The sequence below is a fragment of the Lacticaseibacillus chiayiensis genome (assembly GCF_004123795.1).
Classification (GTDB): Bacteria; Bacillota; Bacilli; order Lactobacillales; family Lactobacillaceae; genus Lacticaseibacillus; species Lacticaseibacillus chiayiensis.
This window is the reverse complement of sequence record NZ_MSSM01000005.1, coordinates 71,551-88,747: the sequence shown is the minus strand read 5'-3', so window position 1 is coordinate 88,747 and position 17,197 is coordinate 71,551. Positions and strand designations below refer to the sequence as shown.

Sequence of the window (17,197 nt, the reverse complement as noted above, 5' to 3'; positions counted from 1 at the left end):
AAAACCATGACGAAAGCCCAAACAGGCTGGTAAGACAGGGAGTGACGTTCAAAGGACTGCGAGACGTCTCTTACCAAAATGTTTGTCTTCACTTTCCGAGTTGACTTTTGAGGTGGCAACACTTAGAAAGCTCCGGCCTGGCCGTTACCTTGTTGAGTGCATGGATCAGTGTATGATCATGAACAAGGGTGGTACCGCGACGCTTCGTCCCTTTTGAAGAGGGACTTTTTTTATGCCTTCAAATGCATAAAATGCTGCTTGCAGTCAGTAATCAAGGAGGAAGAAAATGGATTTTCAAACCAAGCTCGAAGAACTTTTTCAACAAAACAACAACCGCATTAAAGAAGTCGATTCATTGGATGACTTGAATCAGATTCGCATACAGCTATTAGGAAAGAAGGGCCCGATTACCAGCGTTCTACGCGGGATGAAGGATCTCGCGGCTGACGAACGGCCAAAAGTCGGTGCATTTGCCAACAAAATTCGTGATGAGTTGAGTGCCGCGATTGAGACTCGTAAAGTGCAACTGGAACAGGCGGTTATTGATGCCAAATTGGCGTCGGAAACTATCGATGTAACGTTACCGGGCGATCCAGTTGTTGCGGGTACACCACATATCATTATCCAAATTATGGATGATCTTGAAAGTTTCTTTATGGGTATGGGCTATCAAGTTCTGAGCGGTCCGGAAGTTGAGGAAGATCATTATAATTTTGAAATGATGAACATCCCCAAAGACCATCCGGCGCGTGATATGCAGGAAACTTTTTATATCAACAATGAATTGCTGATGCGCTCACAGACGAGCCCAATGCAGGCGCGAACCATGGAAAAGCATGATTTCAGCAAAGGACCGTTGAAGATGATCAGCCCGGGCGTGGTTTATCGCCGCGATGATGACGATGCCACACACAGCCATCAGTTTCATCAAATGGAGGGGTTGGTCATTGATAAGCACATTACCATGGCCGATCTCAAAGGCACCTTATTGGCTATGTGTCAGCACGTGTTTGGCGCCGAGCGAACGATTCGGTTGCGGCCCAGCTATTTTCCATTCACGGAACCGTCTGTCGAAGTTGATGTTTCCTGTTTCCGGTGCGGCGGCAAAGGTTGCCCGGTTTGCAAGTATACCGGGTGGATTGAAGTCCTCGGTGCCGGTATGGTGCACCCAAATGTTCTGAGAGCGGCCAAGATTGATGCCGATGTCTATGGTGGCTTTGCTTTTGGCCTCGGTCCGGATCGGTTTGCCATGCTGAAATACGGTATTGACGATATTCGCAGCTTTTATACAGACGACTTGCGCTTCCTAACGCAGTTCAGCCAGGAGGGTTAAGATGAACGTTTCATATGATTGGTTAAAAGAACTTGTCAATGTACCAGTATCACCAGAGGAGCTGGCTGACAAAGTTTCCCGAACCGGAATTGAAATCGATGGGGTTAAGCACCCTGATGTCGGATTGAAGAAAATTGTGGTTGGTAAAGTGCTGACAAGTCAGCCGCATCCGAATTCTGATCATCTCAAACTTTGTCAGGTGGATGTTGGTGAAGCGGATCCGCGACAGATTGTTTGTGGTGCCCCGAATGTCGCTGCAGGACAAACGGTCATTGTGGCACTGCCAGGCGCGCGGATTGCGGATAATGTCAAAATTAAAAAAGGCAAAATCCGCGGCGAAGAAAGTCTCGGCATGATTTGTGCGCTTCAGGAAATCGGCTTTAATGAAAATGTGGTACCGAAGGCTTATTTAAACGGCATCTATGTTTTCAACGAACCACTGAAGCCAGGTAGTGATGCGTTAGCCGCGTTAGGCATGCATGATGCCATTTTGGATTTTGAAATCACACCAAACCGCGCGGATGCTTTAGGCATGCGTGGTGTCGCGTGGGAGGTCGGTGCCACTTATGCGGAAAAACCGCATTTTGTCGAAAAACCGTTAACTGAGGGCACGAAGCCGATCACCGATTATCTAAGCGCTGAGGTCAAAGATGCCCAAGATGCGTCGAGTTATCAGCTACGGGTCATCGATCGTGTTAAGGTTAAAGAAAGTCCACTCTGGTTGCAGCGGCGTCTCTGGAATGCCGGGGTTCGGCCAATTAATAATATTGTCGATATTACGAATCTAATTATGTTGGCATACGGTCAGCCGCTGCATGCGTTTGATTATGCCAAACTTGGTAGCCAGCACATCGAAGTTCGGCGAGCAAAAAACGGTGAGCCGCTAACCACCTTGGATGGTCGGGAGCATGAACTGGATGATCGCGATATTGTCATCACAAACGGTCAGGTGCCGGTTGCTTTGGCAGGGGTCATGGGTGGCTTGAATTCGGAAATCTCCGAAACAACCACAACCGTTGTCGTTGAAGCGGCCAGTTTTAATCCGGTTAATGTGCGGAAAACCGCCTTGAAATATAATCTGCGCTCGGAGGCGTCTTCCCGCTTCGAAAAAGGCATCAATGTGGCTGATATTAATGACGCGTTGGATGCTGCTGTCGCTTGGATGGCTGAACTGGGTGGCGGTCAATCCGCAAAAGGCACACTGAGTCCGACTGCTATTGAAGCCAAGGATGTGGTGGTAGATATCTCATTAGACCACATCAATCACGTCTTAGGCACTGAGCTGCAAGAAGACCAGATAACCAGCATTTTTCGGCAGTTAGGTTTTGGCGTCACAGTCGCAGACGGCTTGTTTGCGGTTGCGATTCCGCCACGCCGCTGGGATATTCACATTAAAGCGGATTTGGTGGAAGAAGTAGCGCGTATTTATGGCTTTGACAATTTACCAAGCACCTTGCCAACGACAACCATGACAATCGGGGAATATACTCCAAAGCAGAAACGCATTCGGCGGACGCGTCATCTACTTGAGGGATTGGGTTTGACGCAAGCGATCACTTATGGCTTAACAACTGCCAAAGCGGCCGAGCAATTCAAACTGCAACCAGGTAAACCAACCCGGGTTGATTCACCGATGACGACCGATCACGCTGTGTTACGCATGAACATGGTTACTGGGTTATTGGATGTCATTAAATACAATCGGGCTCGTAAAGAAACCAATGTGGCGATTTATGAGCAGGGCCGCATTTTCACCAAAACCGGAGATCAGGTTCGCCCGACTGAAATCGAGTACTTGGGCGGTGCATTGACCGGTCAGGTGACGACTAAGACTTGGAGCCAAGATGCCCGTCCCATCGATTTCTTTTATGTTAAAGGAATTGTCACCCACTTGCTTGAGGATTATTCCTTGACAGAGCCGGTGCGGTTTGTGGCTACGCAGACAGTGGCCGAACTTCATCCAGGCCAAGCTGCCGATATTTTTGTCGGTGACGAGCGTATCGGATTTCTGGGACGCTTGCATCCGGCATTTGCGCACGACCATCATTTGCCCGAGACATTTGTCTTTCAGTTGGATCTTGATGCGTTGTTCGTTGCACCAAAACAGGAAAAGATTGCCCAACCAGCGCCGAAGTTTCCGGCTGTCACACGCGATATTGCACTTCAGGTTGCCGAGACAATCACAAATGCACAAGTGATGGATGTCTTCCGTCAGCATGGCGGCGCTTATCTCCAGCAGGTCAAACTTTTCGATGTTTACTCAGGCAAACATGTTGCTGAAGGCCAAAAGAGTTTGGCGTATACCCTCACCTATCGTCGTGACGATCAGACCCTGACTGAAGACGAAGTGACGCAAGCCTTTGATCGCGTTAAATTGGCGTTAGAATCAGATTTAGCTGCTGAGATTCGTTAATCATCGGTCGCAATTTGCTACGCAGTTGGGTATGATGGTCACTAGGTTATTAAGCCGCTGTCGAAGATGATTTGGCAGTGGGTTTGGTTACATAAGCAGCTTGAATGCTTCTGGTTTGGATCACAGGTATGGTTTGGTTTAAGCCACGATGAGCAAAAGCGTTAAAGGGGGCATTTTTTTGGATAGGCGATCCCGACATGTAGAGGATAAACGGCGGTTGCGTGCCGATGAAAAAAAAGCGTCGCAGAAGATTGTCGCGTGGGTTCTGGGCATCTTGTTTGCGGTGCTCGTGATTGTTGGCCTGATGGGCTACCGGTATGTCCACTCCGCACTTCAGCCGGTGAATCCTAGTGGTCAGACATCTGTTAATGTGACGGTGCCTGTAGGTTCATCCACTAAACAAATTGCTGCCAAATTGGAAGCTAAGCACGTGATTAAAAGTGCCATGGTGTTCAATTATTACGTCAAGTTTCACAACATTGCCGATTTTCAGGCAGGCAGTTACCAGCTGACACAACGCGATTCGATGAATCAGGTGATTCAAAAATTGCGGGCTGGCGGCACAGAAGCCACCGCTGCCGGACAATTGCTTGTTAAAGAAGGCGCGACGATTGAGCAAATCGCAACATCCGTGAATAAGCTGGGCAAGTTAAATCAGAATCTGACAAGCAAGAAGTTCATGGCACTCATGAAAAATCAGACTTTCTTTGCTAAAATGGCCAAAAAATATCCGCAGCTTCTGAGTTCTGCTGCTTCAGCCAAGGGTGTTCGCTATCGCCTGGAAGGGTACCTTTTTCCAGCTACTTATAGTGTTAGTGCAGGCGAGACGGTAGAAGATTTGGTTGAAGCGATGTTAGCAAAAACCAACAGTGTCATGCAAAGTTACTACAAGAGTATCAAGAAACAGGGCTATACGGTTCAGGAGGTCATGACCTTAGCTTCGTTGGTTGAGCGTGAAGGGGTGACCCAAGAAGACCGTCGAACGATTGCCGGCGTCTTCTTGAACCGCATTGATGCGGGTATGCCATTGCAATCCGATATTTCGGTCATGTATGCTTTAAACACGCATAAAACCCATTTGACCAATAAGGATACCAGTGTTGATTCGCCATATAACCTTTACGTGCATACCGGCTACGGACCGGGTCCTTTTGATTCGCCAAGTGAGCAAAGTGTCAGAGCGGTGTTGAGTCCAAATGATCGCAGCAAGCACTATTTGTACTTTGTTGCTAACCTGAAGACCGGTGAAGTGCTGTATGCTACCACGCGTGAACAACACGATGCGAACACGGCTAAATTTGCTAGCGACAATGCGGCGGCTAATAAGTAAGCCGCGCGTCGGTCATAGCATGCATATCAACGGCTTTAGTGGCGCGATTTACTTTTTTGCTGATCTTGACAGGCAAGACGGAACAGTTTTATCGTGTTAGCAGCAATGGCAAAAGTTTAGTTACCCAATTAAAGAAAAACGGCCTTGGAAGTGATGGTTGAATGCCGAACATCATTTCCAAGGCTGTTGTGCGCAGTTTTTTGTTAAGGATCTAATGAAAGAAGGCCAGCAGATGCAGCAAAAGAAACCCATTGTGATTGGCGTGACCGGTGGCTCTGCCAGTGGGAAAACCAGTGTCAGTCGGGCGATTTTCGATCACTTTTCAGGGCATTCCTTGCTCTTGCTGGCACAGGATGCGTATTATAAGAAAAGTGACAAACCGTTCTCTGAGCGGAAGAAAATTAATTATGATCATCCGTTGGCATTTGACACACCGTTACTGAAGCATCACCTGGATGAGTTGATCCATCGCCATGCGGTTGATCAGCCAGTCTATGATTACACGGTTCATAACCGCTCGGATAAAACGGTGCATCTTGAACCTAAAGATGTCATTATTCTTGAAGGGATTCTGATTCTTGATGATGAATCATTGCGTAACATGATGGATATCAAGGTGTTTGTTGATACAGACGATGATATTCGGGTGATTCGTCGGATTCGACGGGATATGGTTTCGCGCGGGCGGACACTGGATTCCATCATTAATCAATATTTAAAAACCGTAAAACCGATGTATCATCAATTTGTAGAGCCGACGAAACGCTATGCGGATTTGATCGTTCCAGAAGGAGGTCAGAATCAGGTTGCCATTGATTTGCTGGTGACTAAGATAAAAGCCATTCTAACGGAACGCGGTTTGCAAGAGTAGTCATTGACAAATGGCTTCCGGATTAATAAAGTGACTAAGGAAAATAAGAAGCGAGGTAAGTATTTTATGGCAGACAAAAGCTATCCGATGACAGCAGAAGGTAAAAAGAAACTTGAAAATGAGCTTGAAGAATTGAAAACCAAGAAACGCCCAGAAGTTATTGAGCGGATCAAGGTGGCCCGGGGGTTCGGCGATTTGTCCGAAAACTCCGAGTATGAAGCGGCCAAGGATGAACAATCCACACTTGAAAACCGAATCGTGACGATTCAGACGATGTTGCGGTACGCTGAAATTATTGACGCCAAGGCAGTTGCCAAAAACGAAGTCTCCATCGGTAAAAAGGTCACCTTTGAAGAGGACGGTGATGAGGAAACGTACGAAATCGTCGGGGCAGCGGAAGCCGATGCATTTAATGGTAAGATCAGTAATGAAAGTCCCATTGCCCAAGGACTTATTGGTCGCAAAGTCGGCGATAAAGTCACCATCAACACCCCAGGCGGCGAAATGACCGTGACGATTACAAAAGTTGAAGGTTAATTCTTATTCATAAAGTCTGGCTGGCAGTCGCATCCTGATCAAGAGGACGCGGCTGCCGGCTTTTATTATGAGTGAGTGTCGTTTGCCAGTGAATATCAGCCTTACGCCCTAAGCTAGCGAGCATTTGATTCGTTATAATAAGTCAAGGATATGGTAGTGGGCTACGAATTAGGTGATGCCTCTCTACCAGATAAGTTCACGATTTTGATTAAAAGGAGGGATCGCAAATGCGCCGCTGGCAACTGTTTTTGGGGATTGAATTTGCGCTCTTACTCTGGCTAGGATTCCAGATCATCACGAATCCCATGGCGTTGGCAACGATCCTGATTGGTTTTCTGTTTCTTTTCTTAGGCATGCATTGGCACCGACTCCGCACTTTCAGCGTCACATTTGGCGGTGTTTTAATGGTGCTGGGAATTTTTATTAATCCTGCTATCTGGCTAATATTGCTGGTGGCTGGCATCTTTTTGATGATGGTGCTGACTAAGCCAAAAGCAGGTTTTTCGGTTTGGAATCATAAACAGTACGTGGCCCCAGTCACGGAAGCTCCTGGCAAAAAAGCCGGGCGCCGAACGATTCGTTCCTGGGCGCGGCGGCAAACGATTGCACCCAGTTATGACTGGGATGACATCAACATGGTAGTGCCAGCCGGTGATACCATCATTGACCTAGGCGACACTTTTTTACCCAAAGGCGACAGCGTGATTATGGTTCGCAAGGGCTTTGGTAAAACCAGGGTTCTGGTTCCTGTGGGTGTTGGCGTTGCAGTGGAACATGCGACGTTTTATGGGCGGCTACATTTTGAAGATTCCGATTCGATGTTGCATAGCCAAAGCGTGACAGCCTATTCGCAGGATTATGACGATGCGCCACGCCGAATCCACATTATCACGAATGTGGTGGTGGGCGACTTGGAGGTGCTGGCAGTATGAGGAGACGGATGTTAGTCGTTTTCTTTCTGATCCTGATGGTTTGGACGATTTTAGTCGAGACTTGTTTGGTATTTATGCTGGCAAAAGTGACCCATCATGATTTCTTGCAATTATTGTTAGCGAACGTGCTTTCAGCGCCGTTATTTGTTTATCTTTTTATTGGCGCCTTGCTGATTAGTTCCGGTGCTACCATAATCGTGTTGTGGCGGCTACGAGTGATGCGTAATCAGTTAGATAGTCGGCTGGCGCAATTAAATGCCGGACAATATCAGGCACCGATTTTTAACCGCTCCCAGCAAGCAGTTACCGCATTAGGCCAACAGCCGGCTGACTTGCTTGAAGCGTTACGGCAAAAAATGATACGCTTACAACGTGAAATTGAACGTTATAGCAATACGCCTGTCCGGTTTTCCGGCGAAACCCGTGAGGCCATTCTGACCGGTGAGAGGCACCGGTTAGCCCGAGAACTGCATGACTCCGTTTCCCAGCAGTTGTTTGCGGCGATGATGATGTTATCGGCATTGCGGAGTGTTGCCGAACGTGATCCCAAGCAGGAAGCTTTGCAGAAGCAGTTGGATACGATTCAAAAGGTCATTAATGAAGCCCAGGCGGAAATGCGAGCGTTGCTATTACATCTACGTCCGACCAACCTTGAAGGTAAGTCGCTAAAGCAGGGAATCATTCAGTTGTTGAAAGAATTGCAAACCAAGATTACAATCAAAATCACATGGCAATTGGATGACATTAAGTTAAATGCTGCGACTGAGGATAATCTTTTCCGAATCGTTCAAGAGTTGCTTAGCAATACTTTACGCCATGCGAAGGCCGACAGCCTCGAAGTTTATCTGAAGCGGTTGCAAGATATGGTTATTTTGCGTATGGTTGACGATGGTGTTGGGTTTGATCCAAAAGAAACTAGTGGCAACGGGAACTATGGTCTTGCTAATATCAAGGAACGCGCGGCGGCCATGGGCGGAACAGCCAAGGTCGTGAGTGTAGTTGGTCAAGGAACCAGTGTTGAAGTCAGAGTACCGTTATCAAAGGATGTTGCGCATGATTAAAGTATTGATCGTTGATGATCACGAAATGGTTCGATTGGGACTGGCGACGTATATTGGCGTTCAGCCTGACTTAGAGGTGGTCGATCAAGCTGAAAACGGCCAGGAAGGTGTCGATATGGCTTTGAAGGATCGGCCTGATATTATCTTGATGGATCTGGTAATGCCGGTAAAAGATGGTATCACGGCAACCAAGGAGATCCTGAAAGCATGGCCTCAAGCGCGGATTATCATTTTGACCAGTTTCATCGATGATGCCAAAGTATATCCAGCCATGGAGGCAGGGGCGGCAAGCTATATTCTTAAAACCGCAACGGCGGAAGAAATTGCCAAAGCCATTCGTCAGACTGCTAAGGGCGAACGGGTACTGGAGCCGCAAGTGACCACCAAAATGATGAACCGCATGAACCATCCGCAACCGCAGTATGACGAACTGACGAACCGTGAACGTGAAGTTTTGCAGTTGATTGCGCAGGGTAAGTCGAATCAGGAAATTGCCTCGGCGCTATTTATTACTTTAAAAACGGTTAAAACGCACGTCTCAAACATATTAGCCAAGTTGGATGTCGAGGACCGGACCCAAGCAGCGATTTATGCACTCAAGCATGGTCTGGTCAAAAATGATCAAGGAGATGATGGGGTTGCAACTCGCGATCACTGATAAAGCAAGTCAATGGTTTCACCGTGAATTGAATTTACCGGATCAAGGTGCCGGCATTCGCTTCTTCGGGAAAGCTTATGGCAAGACCCAGGTTCATGATGGCTTTAGCGTGGGCATGACAAGGGATGATCATCCCGAGCATCCAATCATGTCGGTTGATAAAGACGGTGTGACGTATTTCGTCAATCCGACTGATGCATGGTTCTTTGAAAACCTTACGATGACGGTTGATTACGATGCCCATCTGGATGAACCTAAATACGAATTTAAGGAAGAATAGGCTAGTTTGCTGGCATACTTCGCATGTTAGTGATCTGCCACAAATAAAAAAGGATCCTTTGGCCAGTTGTTATTGTCCAAGGATCCTTTTTGCTTATTTCACGATTTTCTGCAGGTCTGGCGGTACGACCAGCTTGCTGTCAGAAGCAAGCCAATAATCGTTATCAGGCTGCCCCATCCCAATAGTGGCGATGTGTAACGCATGGTAACGCGATAGTGCCCGGGCTTAAGCGGGATCGCCATGAAAAAGCCTAGACTGGTTTTGACTGAAACCGGACGACCATTAACGTGGACGTGCCAGCCTGGTGCCGTGGGAATCGTTGTTTGCAACATTTGGCGTGATTTAAGGATGGTGACATCAGCAGTGATAGTGGTGTCAGTGACGCGCTTAACCCGCCAACCGCCTACTTGTAACTGTTTGAGATCATGCTGAATAATGCCGACATCAGCTTGATACAGGCCGAGATTATCAAACCACGCTTCTTTTTTATTGAGCTGAAACGTTAAGGCTTGTTCTTCTAATCCTCTTTTAGGTGTGACGTTCACTGTTATCGTGTCATTAAAACTGTCAGGTAGGACCACAGTTTTTCCATTTTGCTTGAGGTTCACTAGGTGATTGGCAAATTGACTGCCAAGCGTCAGAACGTAGCACTTTCCTGCTTGTGGTTTAAAACGATAGGTCACAGTATGGCGGCCCTGACCAACCTTGGTAAATGTCGAAGTGCCATTTGATGTTGTGCGGCGAACGCCAGAAAGCGTCGGTTCGGGGAGTGGCACCGCGCTAAAATAAGGAACGGTGTCTTTTCCCAGGGCGGCCTGGAGAATAAACGATTGATTGGCAACAGGCGTATCACGATAAAGCTGCTGTTTCAGTAAATCGGTACTGGCCGCAAAGCCGATTTGTTGAGCGAATGGCGATCGCAGAATTTTCCAAGGGCCAACTCGATTCACTTGTCGATACCACTTTAAATCAGGCCGTTGCCCGGCATCAGGGAGAGAAGACCGCGCATGAGCCGGCGTCAAAAAGTACTTCATCCCCATCAGACTATCGGTGATTAACGTGCCATTGGTGTAAGCCACTGATCCATCGTCTTCGGGTTGGCCAATTTGTCCAAAGAATTTCGGCAAAGCAGGCTCGAGCAGCGAGTTAAATTGATCGGCTCCGCGATAGTCGCCGGTCATCGGATCGTTACGCGTCCGAATCGTGGTTTTGCCAATGCGAAAAAATCCGTGATCGTCTTTCTTAACGGCGTTGACTCCTTGAATCAGTGCCGCGGTATAATCGTGGTAATCACGGTGGTCGAGGTAAGCCAACTGATTCAGCGTCAGAATCATGCTGCCGCTCATATCGACTAGGACGATGGCAAAGCCAAACCATAACGGCCGATGCTGGTCGAGACTGAGCCACACTAGTACCAGCAACAGTGAACCGATGCCAAACACGAGATTACCGAAAGTCAAAAAGCTGAAGTGGTTCAGATTAAGTGCCACATCAACGTAAATCAGCCCGAATACGATTAGCAAAATGACGAGCTTTTGAAGCGATAATCCTGTTTCTATCTTTGTCAGGCTGTTGATACCTAAACTCAGGAACCAGAAGCACAAAACAAACGTAAAACGGTATGGATACCAAACCGGAAATTGAAAACCATGCCACAATAAATCCAGCGGTTCGAACATGCACGAAAGCAGTAAAAAACCGGTCATCAAGGCAGCGGCGATTTTTTGCCGCCATGACTGCTGTTTGGATAAAAAGAAAAGAACTACCAGAACACATCCTAAGGCGCCAATGTAAATGTTCGGGAACCCCGAAGGCATTTGATCAAAGTTGAAACTGCCCGGGATCAGCTTGCTCAACAAGTGATCTGGTGCGTATTCAAAACGCCACTGGAACGTTTTGACCGTATAAGTAGCTTTGGATTGGGTCAGTTGAAACCAAGTCGGAAGGAGCACCACGGCGCTGCACATACCCGCCATTAAGCTTGCGACCGTGAAGCGCAACCCGATGCGCCATGTATGCCGCCAAGACATGGCATGGGCACCGAGCCAATAAGCAGCGTACAATACCAGAAACAAAGCAATCATGTAGCCTGTGTAAAAGTTGATGATAAGGGCAGCCGCCAGCCAGCTGATGTAGGCCATGGTCCGTCCCTCGGTGAACATTGCCTCTGCACTTTGAACGATCATCGGTAGCAAAATCGCTGCATCTAACCACATCAAGTTGAAACTATTCGCCATAAACCAACCACTGAGTGCATAAGCCAATCCAAAAGCAGGAATCATCAGCCCGTTAACCCCGTGGCGTTTGGCATACCATCCCATGGTCAAGCCTGCTGTGCTGATTTTTAGAATCATGATCAAAAAAGCAGCAACATCCAGCATGTCAGTGGGGAAAAGAACCACCAACAAATTAAATGGACTCAATAAATAATAAGCAAAGACGCCAAACATATCGCCGCCTAATCCTTTATTGAAGGCATAAAAAAGCTGTCCCGGATGACCGAGCAAGGTTTGACGAAGATAGGCAAAAAAATCAATATACTGCTGACCTAGATCAACCGTGAGCACGCTGCTGGAGCCAAATGGGAAGACCCCGCGAATGGCAAAATAAAAACCGACTAACAATCCCGGCAGTAAAAAGCTAAGGATCAGCGGATTGTTTTTTAACCATCGTTGTCGCACAAGGACCCACCAACTTCTAAATTAAAATTAATTCCGGTTCATTTTCGACCGGCATCGTTATTTCAAGCATATCATAAGACACATAGCGTTTTGCCGGGTTCTTTGCTACACTTTAAAAGATAGAGATTTCAAAGGAGCATTCAGGGTGAAGTACATTCGTACACCGCAGCCGAAACGGAATAAAAGTCGCATTCCGTTTCGCCTAAATTTATTGTTTTTCATTGCGTTTCTTTTGCTAGCGGCACTGGTTGCCCAACTGGCTTATTTGCAGATTCTAAATGGTCCCCGATTGGCTGCCGAAGTCGATCGGACAAACAAAACAACGGTCACCGGCAATGTACCGCGAGGGTTGATTTTCGATAGCAAAGGTCGCGAACTTGTGACTAATAAGGCGAACAATGCCATTACCTATACCAAGAGTGTCGGAACCAAACCGCAGCAGATGTATGACATTGCCAATCAGTTGGCCAAGTTAATTGATAAGCCAGCAGATAACCTGACCCAACGTGATTATATTGATTACTACCTGGCTCAGACCAAGGTGGCAAACCGAATCACCAAAAAACTACCTAAGCAGATTCAAAAATTGCCTTCAGCGGATGCTGATAAATTATACAAATATCAAGTCGCCTATGTTCGTAAGCATATGCCGACATTAACACCCATTCAAAAAGAGGCAGCCGGACTTTATAAAATCATGAACGGCGCGACGCAGCTATCTACGGTTTATTTGAAAAACCAAAACGTCACTGCCCATGAAGTCGCCGTTGTCGGGGAGCGATTGACACAGATGCCAGGCGTTAACCTCGGCACTGATTGGGAACGGTCATATCCTAATGGCGAGTCGATGACCTCGATTATTGGTCGGGTTTCTAACGAAAAAAGCGGTCTGCCTGCCGATGAACTGAACGCATACTTAGCAAATGGGTATGCACGCAATGATCGTGTCGGCACCAGTTACTTGGAAAAAGAATACGAGAATGTTTTGAAGGGTTCAAAGAGCCAGACTCAGGTTGAAATCGGCAACAATAACCAAATTGTCCAGTCGGTTTCTAAATTCAAAGGGCAGCAGGGTGCCAATCTGAATCTGACCATTGATTCAGCATACCAAAAGAAGGTCGAAAAGGCCTTGGATGACACCTTTAGTTCAGTTCGCTCAGCTGGTGCGGGCAGTTTATCGGATGGTGCTTATGCCGTGGCAATGGATCCAAATACCGGTCGGATTCTGGCCATGGCTGGGCAGCATCAGAATGTACAGACGCATAAGGTCGAAGACGACGCGCTTGGCGTTATCAACCGTGCTTTTGTTGTCGGATCTGCGGTCAAGGGGGCGACAGTTCTCGGTGCGCTTCAAGACGGCGTTATTACGGTTGACCACAATACGCAGGCAGATACGCCGATTTATTTGCCAGGGACGCCAGTAAAAAAATCCGTTTACCCTATCGGAACGTTCAGCTCACTGGATGCTGCCTCAGCGCTAGAAGTGTCCAGTAACATTTACATGATGTGGCTGGCGATGAAGGAAGGACATTATGCATACTCACCGAATAATTATCTAAAACTAGACAACGACATTTTCAGCAAGATGCGTGGCTACTTCAATCAGTTCGGCTTAGGGCTTAAAACCGGTATCGATTTACCTGGTGAAATTGCTGGTTTTGAAGGTCCTACACACAACAGTTCTGGCAACTTATTGGTAGGGTCGGCATTGGACTTGGCTTACGGAAACTACGATAACTACACCTTGATCCAGATGCTGCAGTACATCAGTGCAATTGCCAATAATGGATACCGCATGCGTCCTTACCTGGTGAACAGTATTAGTCAGACACTGAGCGATGGTAGTAGGGGGCCGATTTTAAGCACGACTCAGCCGTCTGTGACCTCTAAAGTCGAGAATACGCAGGCACAAATCGATCTAGTTAAACAGGGGATGTGGCAGGTTGTCCATGGTACGAATGCGTGGACGACGGCAACGTCTCTAAATTCCTTGAACCCTGGGGTCGCCGGAAAAACCGGGACCGCGCAAGGTTTTGCCCGGCAGTCAAAAGGGTCGCCGTTAACCGAGACTATTACAGAAAGTTTTGTTGGTTTTGCCCCGGCGAAGAATCCCAAGATTGCGATCGCGGTTATTATTCCCAATTTGAAGGCTGAAACCACGACGCCTTATCAGTTGCAAATTGCCAAAGAAATGTTTAGCGATTTCTACAAGATGAATGACATCAAGGAAGACAAAGGCTATTCGATCCATCAAAAGACAATCAATGGTTAAACGTTGTTTTGTTGGCAGCGTGTGTAAAAAATGCTAAACTACTACAAGAACATGGCCGTCAAGTGATTGATTGGCATTGGTGGCAATGAGAAAACAACAGGGTCACCTGTTGTTTTTTTAGCGAGATTACTATTAGGCGACGGTTATAAACGCACTTGTTGCTCGGGGAGTCAGGTTAGAAAGGATTTCAATGAACTACGCAAATTGGCGCTCACGCTTTAAAAATTCAGCCTATGTGACCAACTGCATTTTGGCCGTCACGATTTTGGTGTTCATTTTAGAGACACTTTCCGGTGGCAGCACCAATACTGGAGTGTTGATCGCTTATGGGGCTCGTGCTAATCCGTTGATTTTATACGGTCAGTGGTGGCGGCTGATTACACCGGTATTTGTTCATATTGGCTTAACGCACATCTTGATGAATGGCTTTTCCCTATACTTTTTGGGCGAAATGACGGAACGCTTATTTGGTCACTGGCGGTTCTTTCTACTTTATTTCATTTCCGGTTTCGCCGGTAACGTGGCAAGTTTTGCTTTCAGCCCCAATACTTTGGCAGCAGGAGCAAGCACAGCGATTTTCGGATTGCTGGGAGCTTGTTTGATGTTGGGGGATACCTACCGCGAGAATCCCGTTATTCGTCAATTGGCGCGGCAATTTTTACTTCTCGTCGTCTTGAACCTAGTGTTTAACCTTTTCTCAAGCGGTGTTGACATTTATGGGCACATTGGCGGTGTGCTAGGCGGTTTCTTGGCGGCTGGTATGCTAGGAGCACCAGCGCTTGGTCGTATGGGCACTGTCCGGCGGGTCGCTTCGACTGTGACTTTGATTTTTGGACTGGCTGCCTTGATTTTATTTGGAATTCAGCGTGGAATCGTATGAAAACTTATTATGATGTTTTGCAATTATTAAAGGGTTATGGCACGTTTATCCATGTCGGCAAACGGGTGTGGGATATTGAATTGGCAGCACTAGAATTAGACCGCTTGCATCAGGCAAAATTGATTGACGATAAGGTTTATCTGAATGCGAAAGTCGTTCTACGGCATGCGCATGAGCAAGAAAAGCAGGATCCCTTGAATCACGATTTACCTTTGCATTCGGATCAACGGAGGAATGATCAAAATGAATAATCAAAAGTTAATTGGGGTTGACTTAGGCGGCACAACCATTAAATTTGCTATTTTAACGCAAGCCGGCGATATCCAGCAGCGCTGGAGCATCGACACCAATATTCTAGATGAAGGCAGCCATATTTTGCCGGATATTGTGACGTCAATTAATGAACATCTAAAACTTTACAACATGTCGCCAGCCGATTTTGCCGGCATCGGCATGGGCTCGCCAGGTTCTGTTGATATCAAAGCAGGCACTGTTATCGGTGCGTATAATTTGAACTGGAAAACGTTACAACAAGCAAAAAAAATCATTGAAGCGGGCACTAAGATTCCTTTCAACATTGATAACGACGCCAATGTTGCGGCGTTGGGTGAACGTTGGAAAGGCGCCGGTGAAAATGACCCGGACGTGACTTTCGTGACGCTTGGCACCGGTGTTGGCGGCGGCATTATTGCAGATGGCGAGCTGTTACATGGCGTTGCCGGATCTGCCGGAGAATTGGGCCATGTGACCGTTGACCCGGTCAATGGGTATCTTTGCACCTGTGGCAAACGCGGCTGCCTCGAAACAGTAGCTAGTGCGACAGGCGTGGTGCGGGTTGCCCGTGACATGGCAGAAGAATTTGCCGGTGACTCAAAGTTGAAGCAAACGTTGGACGATGGCGACGAGATTTCCAGTAAAATTGTTTTCGATTTGGCTAAAGATGGCGATCGTTTGGCTTTGATGATCGTGGACCGGGTTTGCTTCTATCTTGGTTTGGCCTTAGCGAACGTAGGCAACTTATTGAATCCGAAGTTCATTGTCATCGGTGGCGGTGTGTCGGCAGCAGGCGACTTTTTGCTTAAACGTGTTGATAAATATTTCAAAGAAAACACGTTTCCGAATGTTCGTGAAACCACCAGACTGCGGTTGGCCACACTGGGAAACACAGCAGGCGTCATCGGAGCCGCAAGTCTGGCACTAAAGTAAACGAAAAAGGAGAGTTGTGTAAGTGTTAACTTATCTGTTAATCCTTGTTGGATTATTTTTAATTTACTGGGGCTTCAGCTGGCTGTGGAGCTATTACCAAAAGTCAAAATTTAAGGCTATCGGTGGTGAAATTGCTCCCGAAGAATTTGAACACACGATGCGCAAAGCCCAGATTATTGACTTGCGCGAGCGTAACGAATTTAAAGCGGGTCATATTCTTGGTGCGCGCGACCTTCCCTACACGCAGCTGCGTGAACGGTTAGGTGAGATGCGTAAAGACTTGCCGGTCTATCTCTATGACAAAACCGGTGTTCTTTCGTTGCGGGCAGCTCGGCGTCTGCGCAAGAACGGTTTTGAGAAGATCAGTTGGTTAAAAGGCGGTTACGATAATTGGTCAGGTAAAACCAAAAAAAGCCCAACCAATTATTGAGCCGTACATAGGCAGCAAAAAAAGCAATCGACCAGTGCGATTGCTTTTTTGTTAAGCGGCGCCTGCTAACTTAGCCTTGATGAGCTGAGAAACGTTTGCGATTAGCTTTGCGTCGATTTTCATTGATTTCATCGGCCTTGGTTTCAACAGGTTCGACATAGTTTTTCTTAAAGGCGAAAACACTGCCGGCAATGGCGCCAAGGGTCATTAGCGTGCCAACGAAAAAACCGCGTGCAAATTTATGTTTCATGAGAATCCCCCCTGATTGGTGATCTGTGATACTAAATTTATTATACTATATTGATGGAGCTTA

The 17,197-nt window shown here is 47.1% G+C and carries 16 protein-coding genes; 14 read left to right on the top strand and 2 right to left on the bottom strand.

Annotated elements, in window-relative coordinates:
* The first annotated feature begins 286 nt into the window (after positions 1-286).
* The 9 genes from pheS (at position 287) to BVJ53_RS02550 (ending at position 9,415) form a co-directional block, all read left to right on the top strand.
* Positions 287-1,333 (top strand): phenylalanine--tRNA ligase subunit alpha, encoded by a 1,047-nt coding sequence (gene pheS, locus BVJ53_RS02590; RefSeq protein WP_129301014.1) that lies wholly within the window; start codon positions 287-289, stop codon positions 1,331-1,333.
* A gap of 1 nt (position 1,334) precedes the next feature.
* Entirely contained in the window at positions 1,335-3,746 is a 2,412-nt protein-coding gene (gene pheT / locus BVJ53_RS02585; protein WP_129301013.1) for a phenylalanine--tRNA ligase subunit beta, read from the top strand.
* 178 nt (positions 3,747-3,924) lie between these two features.
* On the top strand, positions 3,925-5,076 hold the full coding sequence (gene mltG / locus BVJ53_RS02580; RefSeq protein WP_129301012.1) for an endolytic transglycosylase MltG: 1,152 nt from the start codon (positions 3,925-3,927) through the stop codon (positions 5,074-5,076).
* A gap of 232 nt (positions 5,077-5,308) precedes the next feature.
* A complete protein-coding gene (gene udk / locus BVJ53_RS02575; protein ID WP_129301011.1) occupies positions 5,309-5,947 on the top strand; it encodes a uridine kinase in 639 nt (212 codons plus the stop codon).
* A gap of 66 nt (positions 5,948-6,013) precedes the next feature.
* Positions 6,014-6,484, top strand: coding sequence for a transcription elongation factor GreA (greA, locus tag BVJ53_RS02570; protein ID WP_010487938.1), 471 nt, complete (start codon positions 6,014-6,016; stop codon positions 6,482-6,484).
* Positions 6,485-6,711: 227 nt separating this feature from the next.
* Positions 6,712-7,416, top strand: a complete 705-nt coding sequence (liaF, locus tag BVJ53_RS02565; RefSeq protein WP_129301010.1) for a cell wall-active antibiotics response protein LiaF — start codon at positions 6,712-6,714, stop codon at positions 7,414-7,416.
* Complete coding sequence (locus BVJ53_RS02560; RefSeq protein WP_167470154.1) at positions 7,413-8,477, top strand: sensor histidine kinase; 1,065 nt, start codon at positions 7,413-7,415, stop codon at positions 8,475-8,477. Before liaF ends, BVJ53_RS02560 begins: the two co-directional genes overlap by 4 nt.
* Positions 8,470-9,135 carry a response regulator gene (locus BVJ53_RS02555; protein WP_010487944.1) on the top strand — a complete coding sequence of 222 codons (666 nt, stop codon included), beginning with the start codon at positions 8,470-8,472 and terminating at the stop codon, positions 9,133-9,135. Before BVJ53_RS02560 ends, BVJ53_RS02555 begins: the two co-directional genes overlap by 8 nt.
* The gene (locus tag BVJ53_RS02550; RefSeq protein WP_129301009.1) at positions 9,116-9,415 is read left to right on the top strand and encodes a HesB/YadR/YfhF family protein; all 300 of its coding nucleotides are present in this window, start codon (positions 9,116-9,118) and stop codon (positions 9,413-9,415) included. The genes BVJ53_RS02555 and BVJ53_RS02550 overlap by 20 nt, the downstream gene beginning before the upstream one ends.
* A gap of 98 nt (positions 9,416-9,513) precedes the next feature.
* Here BVJ53_RS02550 and BVJ53_RS02545 read toward each other — a convergent pair whose 3' ends face one another.
* Positions 9,514-12,096, bottom strand: a complete 2,583-nt coding sequence (locus BVJ53_RS02545; protein WP_129301008.1) for a YfhO family protein — start codon at positions 12,094-12,096, stop codon at positions 9,514-9,516.
* Between the two features lie 145 nt (positions 12,097-12,241).
* On the opposite strand from BVJ53_RS02545, the gene BVJ53_RS02540 reads away from it, so the two are divergent.
* From BVJ53_RS02540 to BVJ53_RS02520, 5 genes are all read left to right on the top strand, one after another.
* Entirely contained in the window at positions 12,242-14,368 is a 2,127-nt protein-coding gene (locus BVJ53_RS02540; RefSeq protein WP_129301007.1) for a peptidoglycan D,D-transpeptidase FtsI family protein, read from the top strand.
* A gap of 190 nt (positions 14,369-14,558) precedes the next feature.
* Entirely contained in the window at positions 14,559-15,248 is a 690-nt protein-coding gene (locus tag BVJ53_RS02535; RefSeq protein WP_129301006.1) for a rhomboid family intramembrane serine protease, read from the top strand.
* On the top strand, positions 15,245-15,499 hold the full coding sequence (locus BVJ53_RS02530; protein WP_129301005.1) for a YqgQ family protein: 255 nt from the start codon (positions 15,245-15,247) through the stop codon (positions 15,497-15,499). Before BVJ53_RS02535 ends, BVJ53_RS02530 begins: the two co-directional genes overlap by 4 nt.
* On the top strand, positions 15,492-16,454 hold the full coding sequence (locus BVJ53_RS02525; protein WP_129301004.1) for an ROK family glucokinase: 963 nt from the start codon (positions 15,492-15,494) through the stop codon (positions 16,452-16,454). Before BVJ53_RS02530 ends, BVJ53_RS02525 begins: the two co-directional genes overlap by 8 nt.
* Positions 16,455-16,476: 22 nt before the next feature.
* Positions 16,477-16,884 carry a rhodanese-like domain-containing protein gene (locus tag BVJ53_RS02520; protein ID WP_129301003.1) on the top strand — a complete coding sequence of 136 codons (408 nt, stop codon included), beginning with the start codon at positions 16,477-16,479 and terminating at the stop codon, positions 16,882-16,884.
* Positions 16,885-16,954: 70 nt separating this feature from the next.
* Here BVJ53_RS02520 and BVJ53_RS02515 read toward each other — a convergent pair whose 3' ends face one another.
* Entirely contained in the window at positions 16,955-17,134 is a 180-nt protein-coding gene (locus BVJ53_RS02515; protein ID WP_010487958.1) for a DUF3042 family protein, read from the bottom strand.
* Positions 17,135-17,197: the final 63 nt, after the last annotated feature.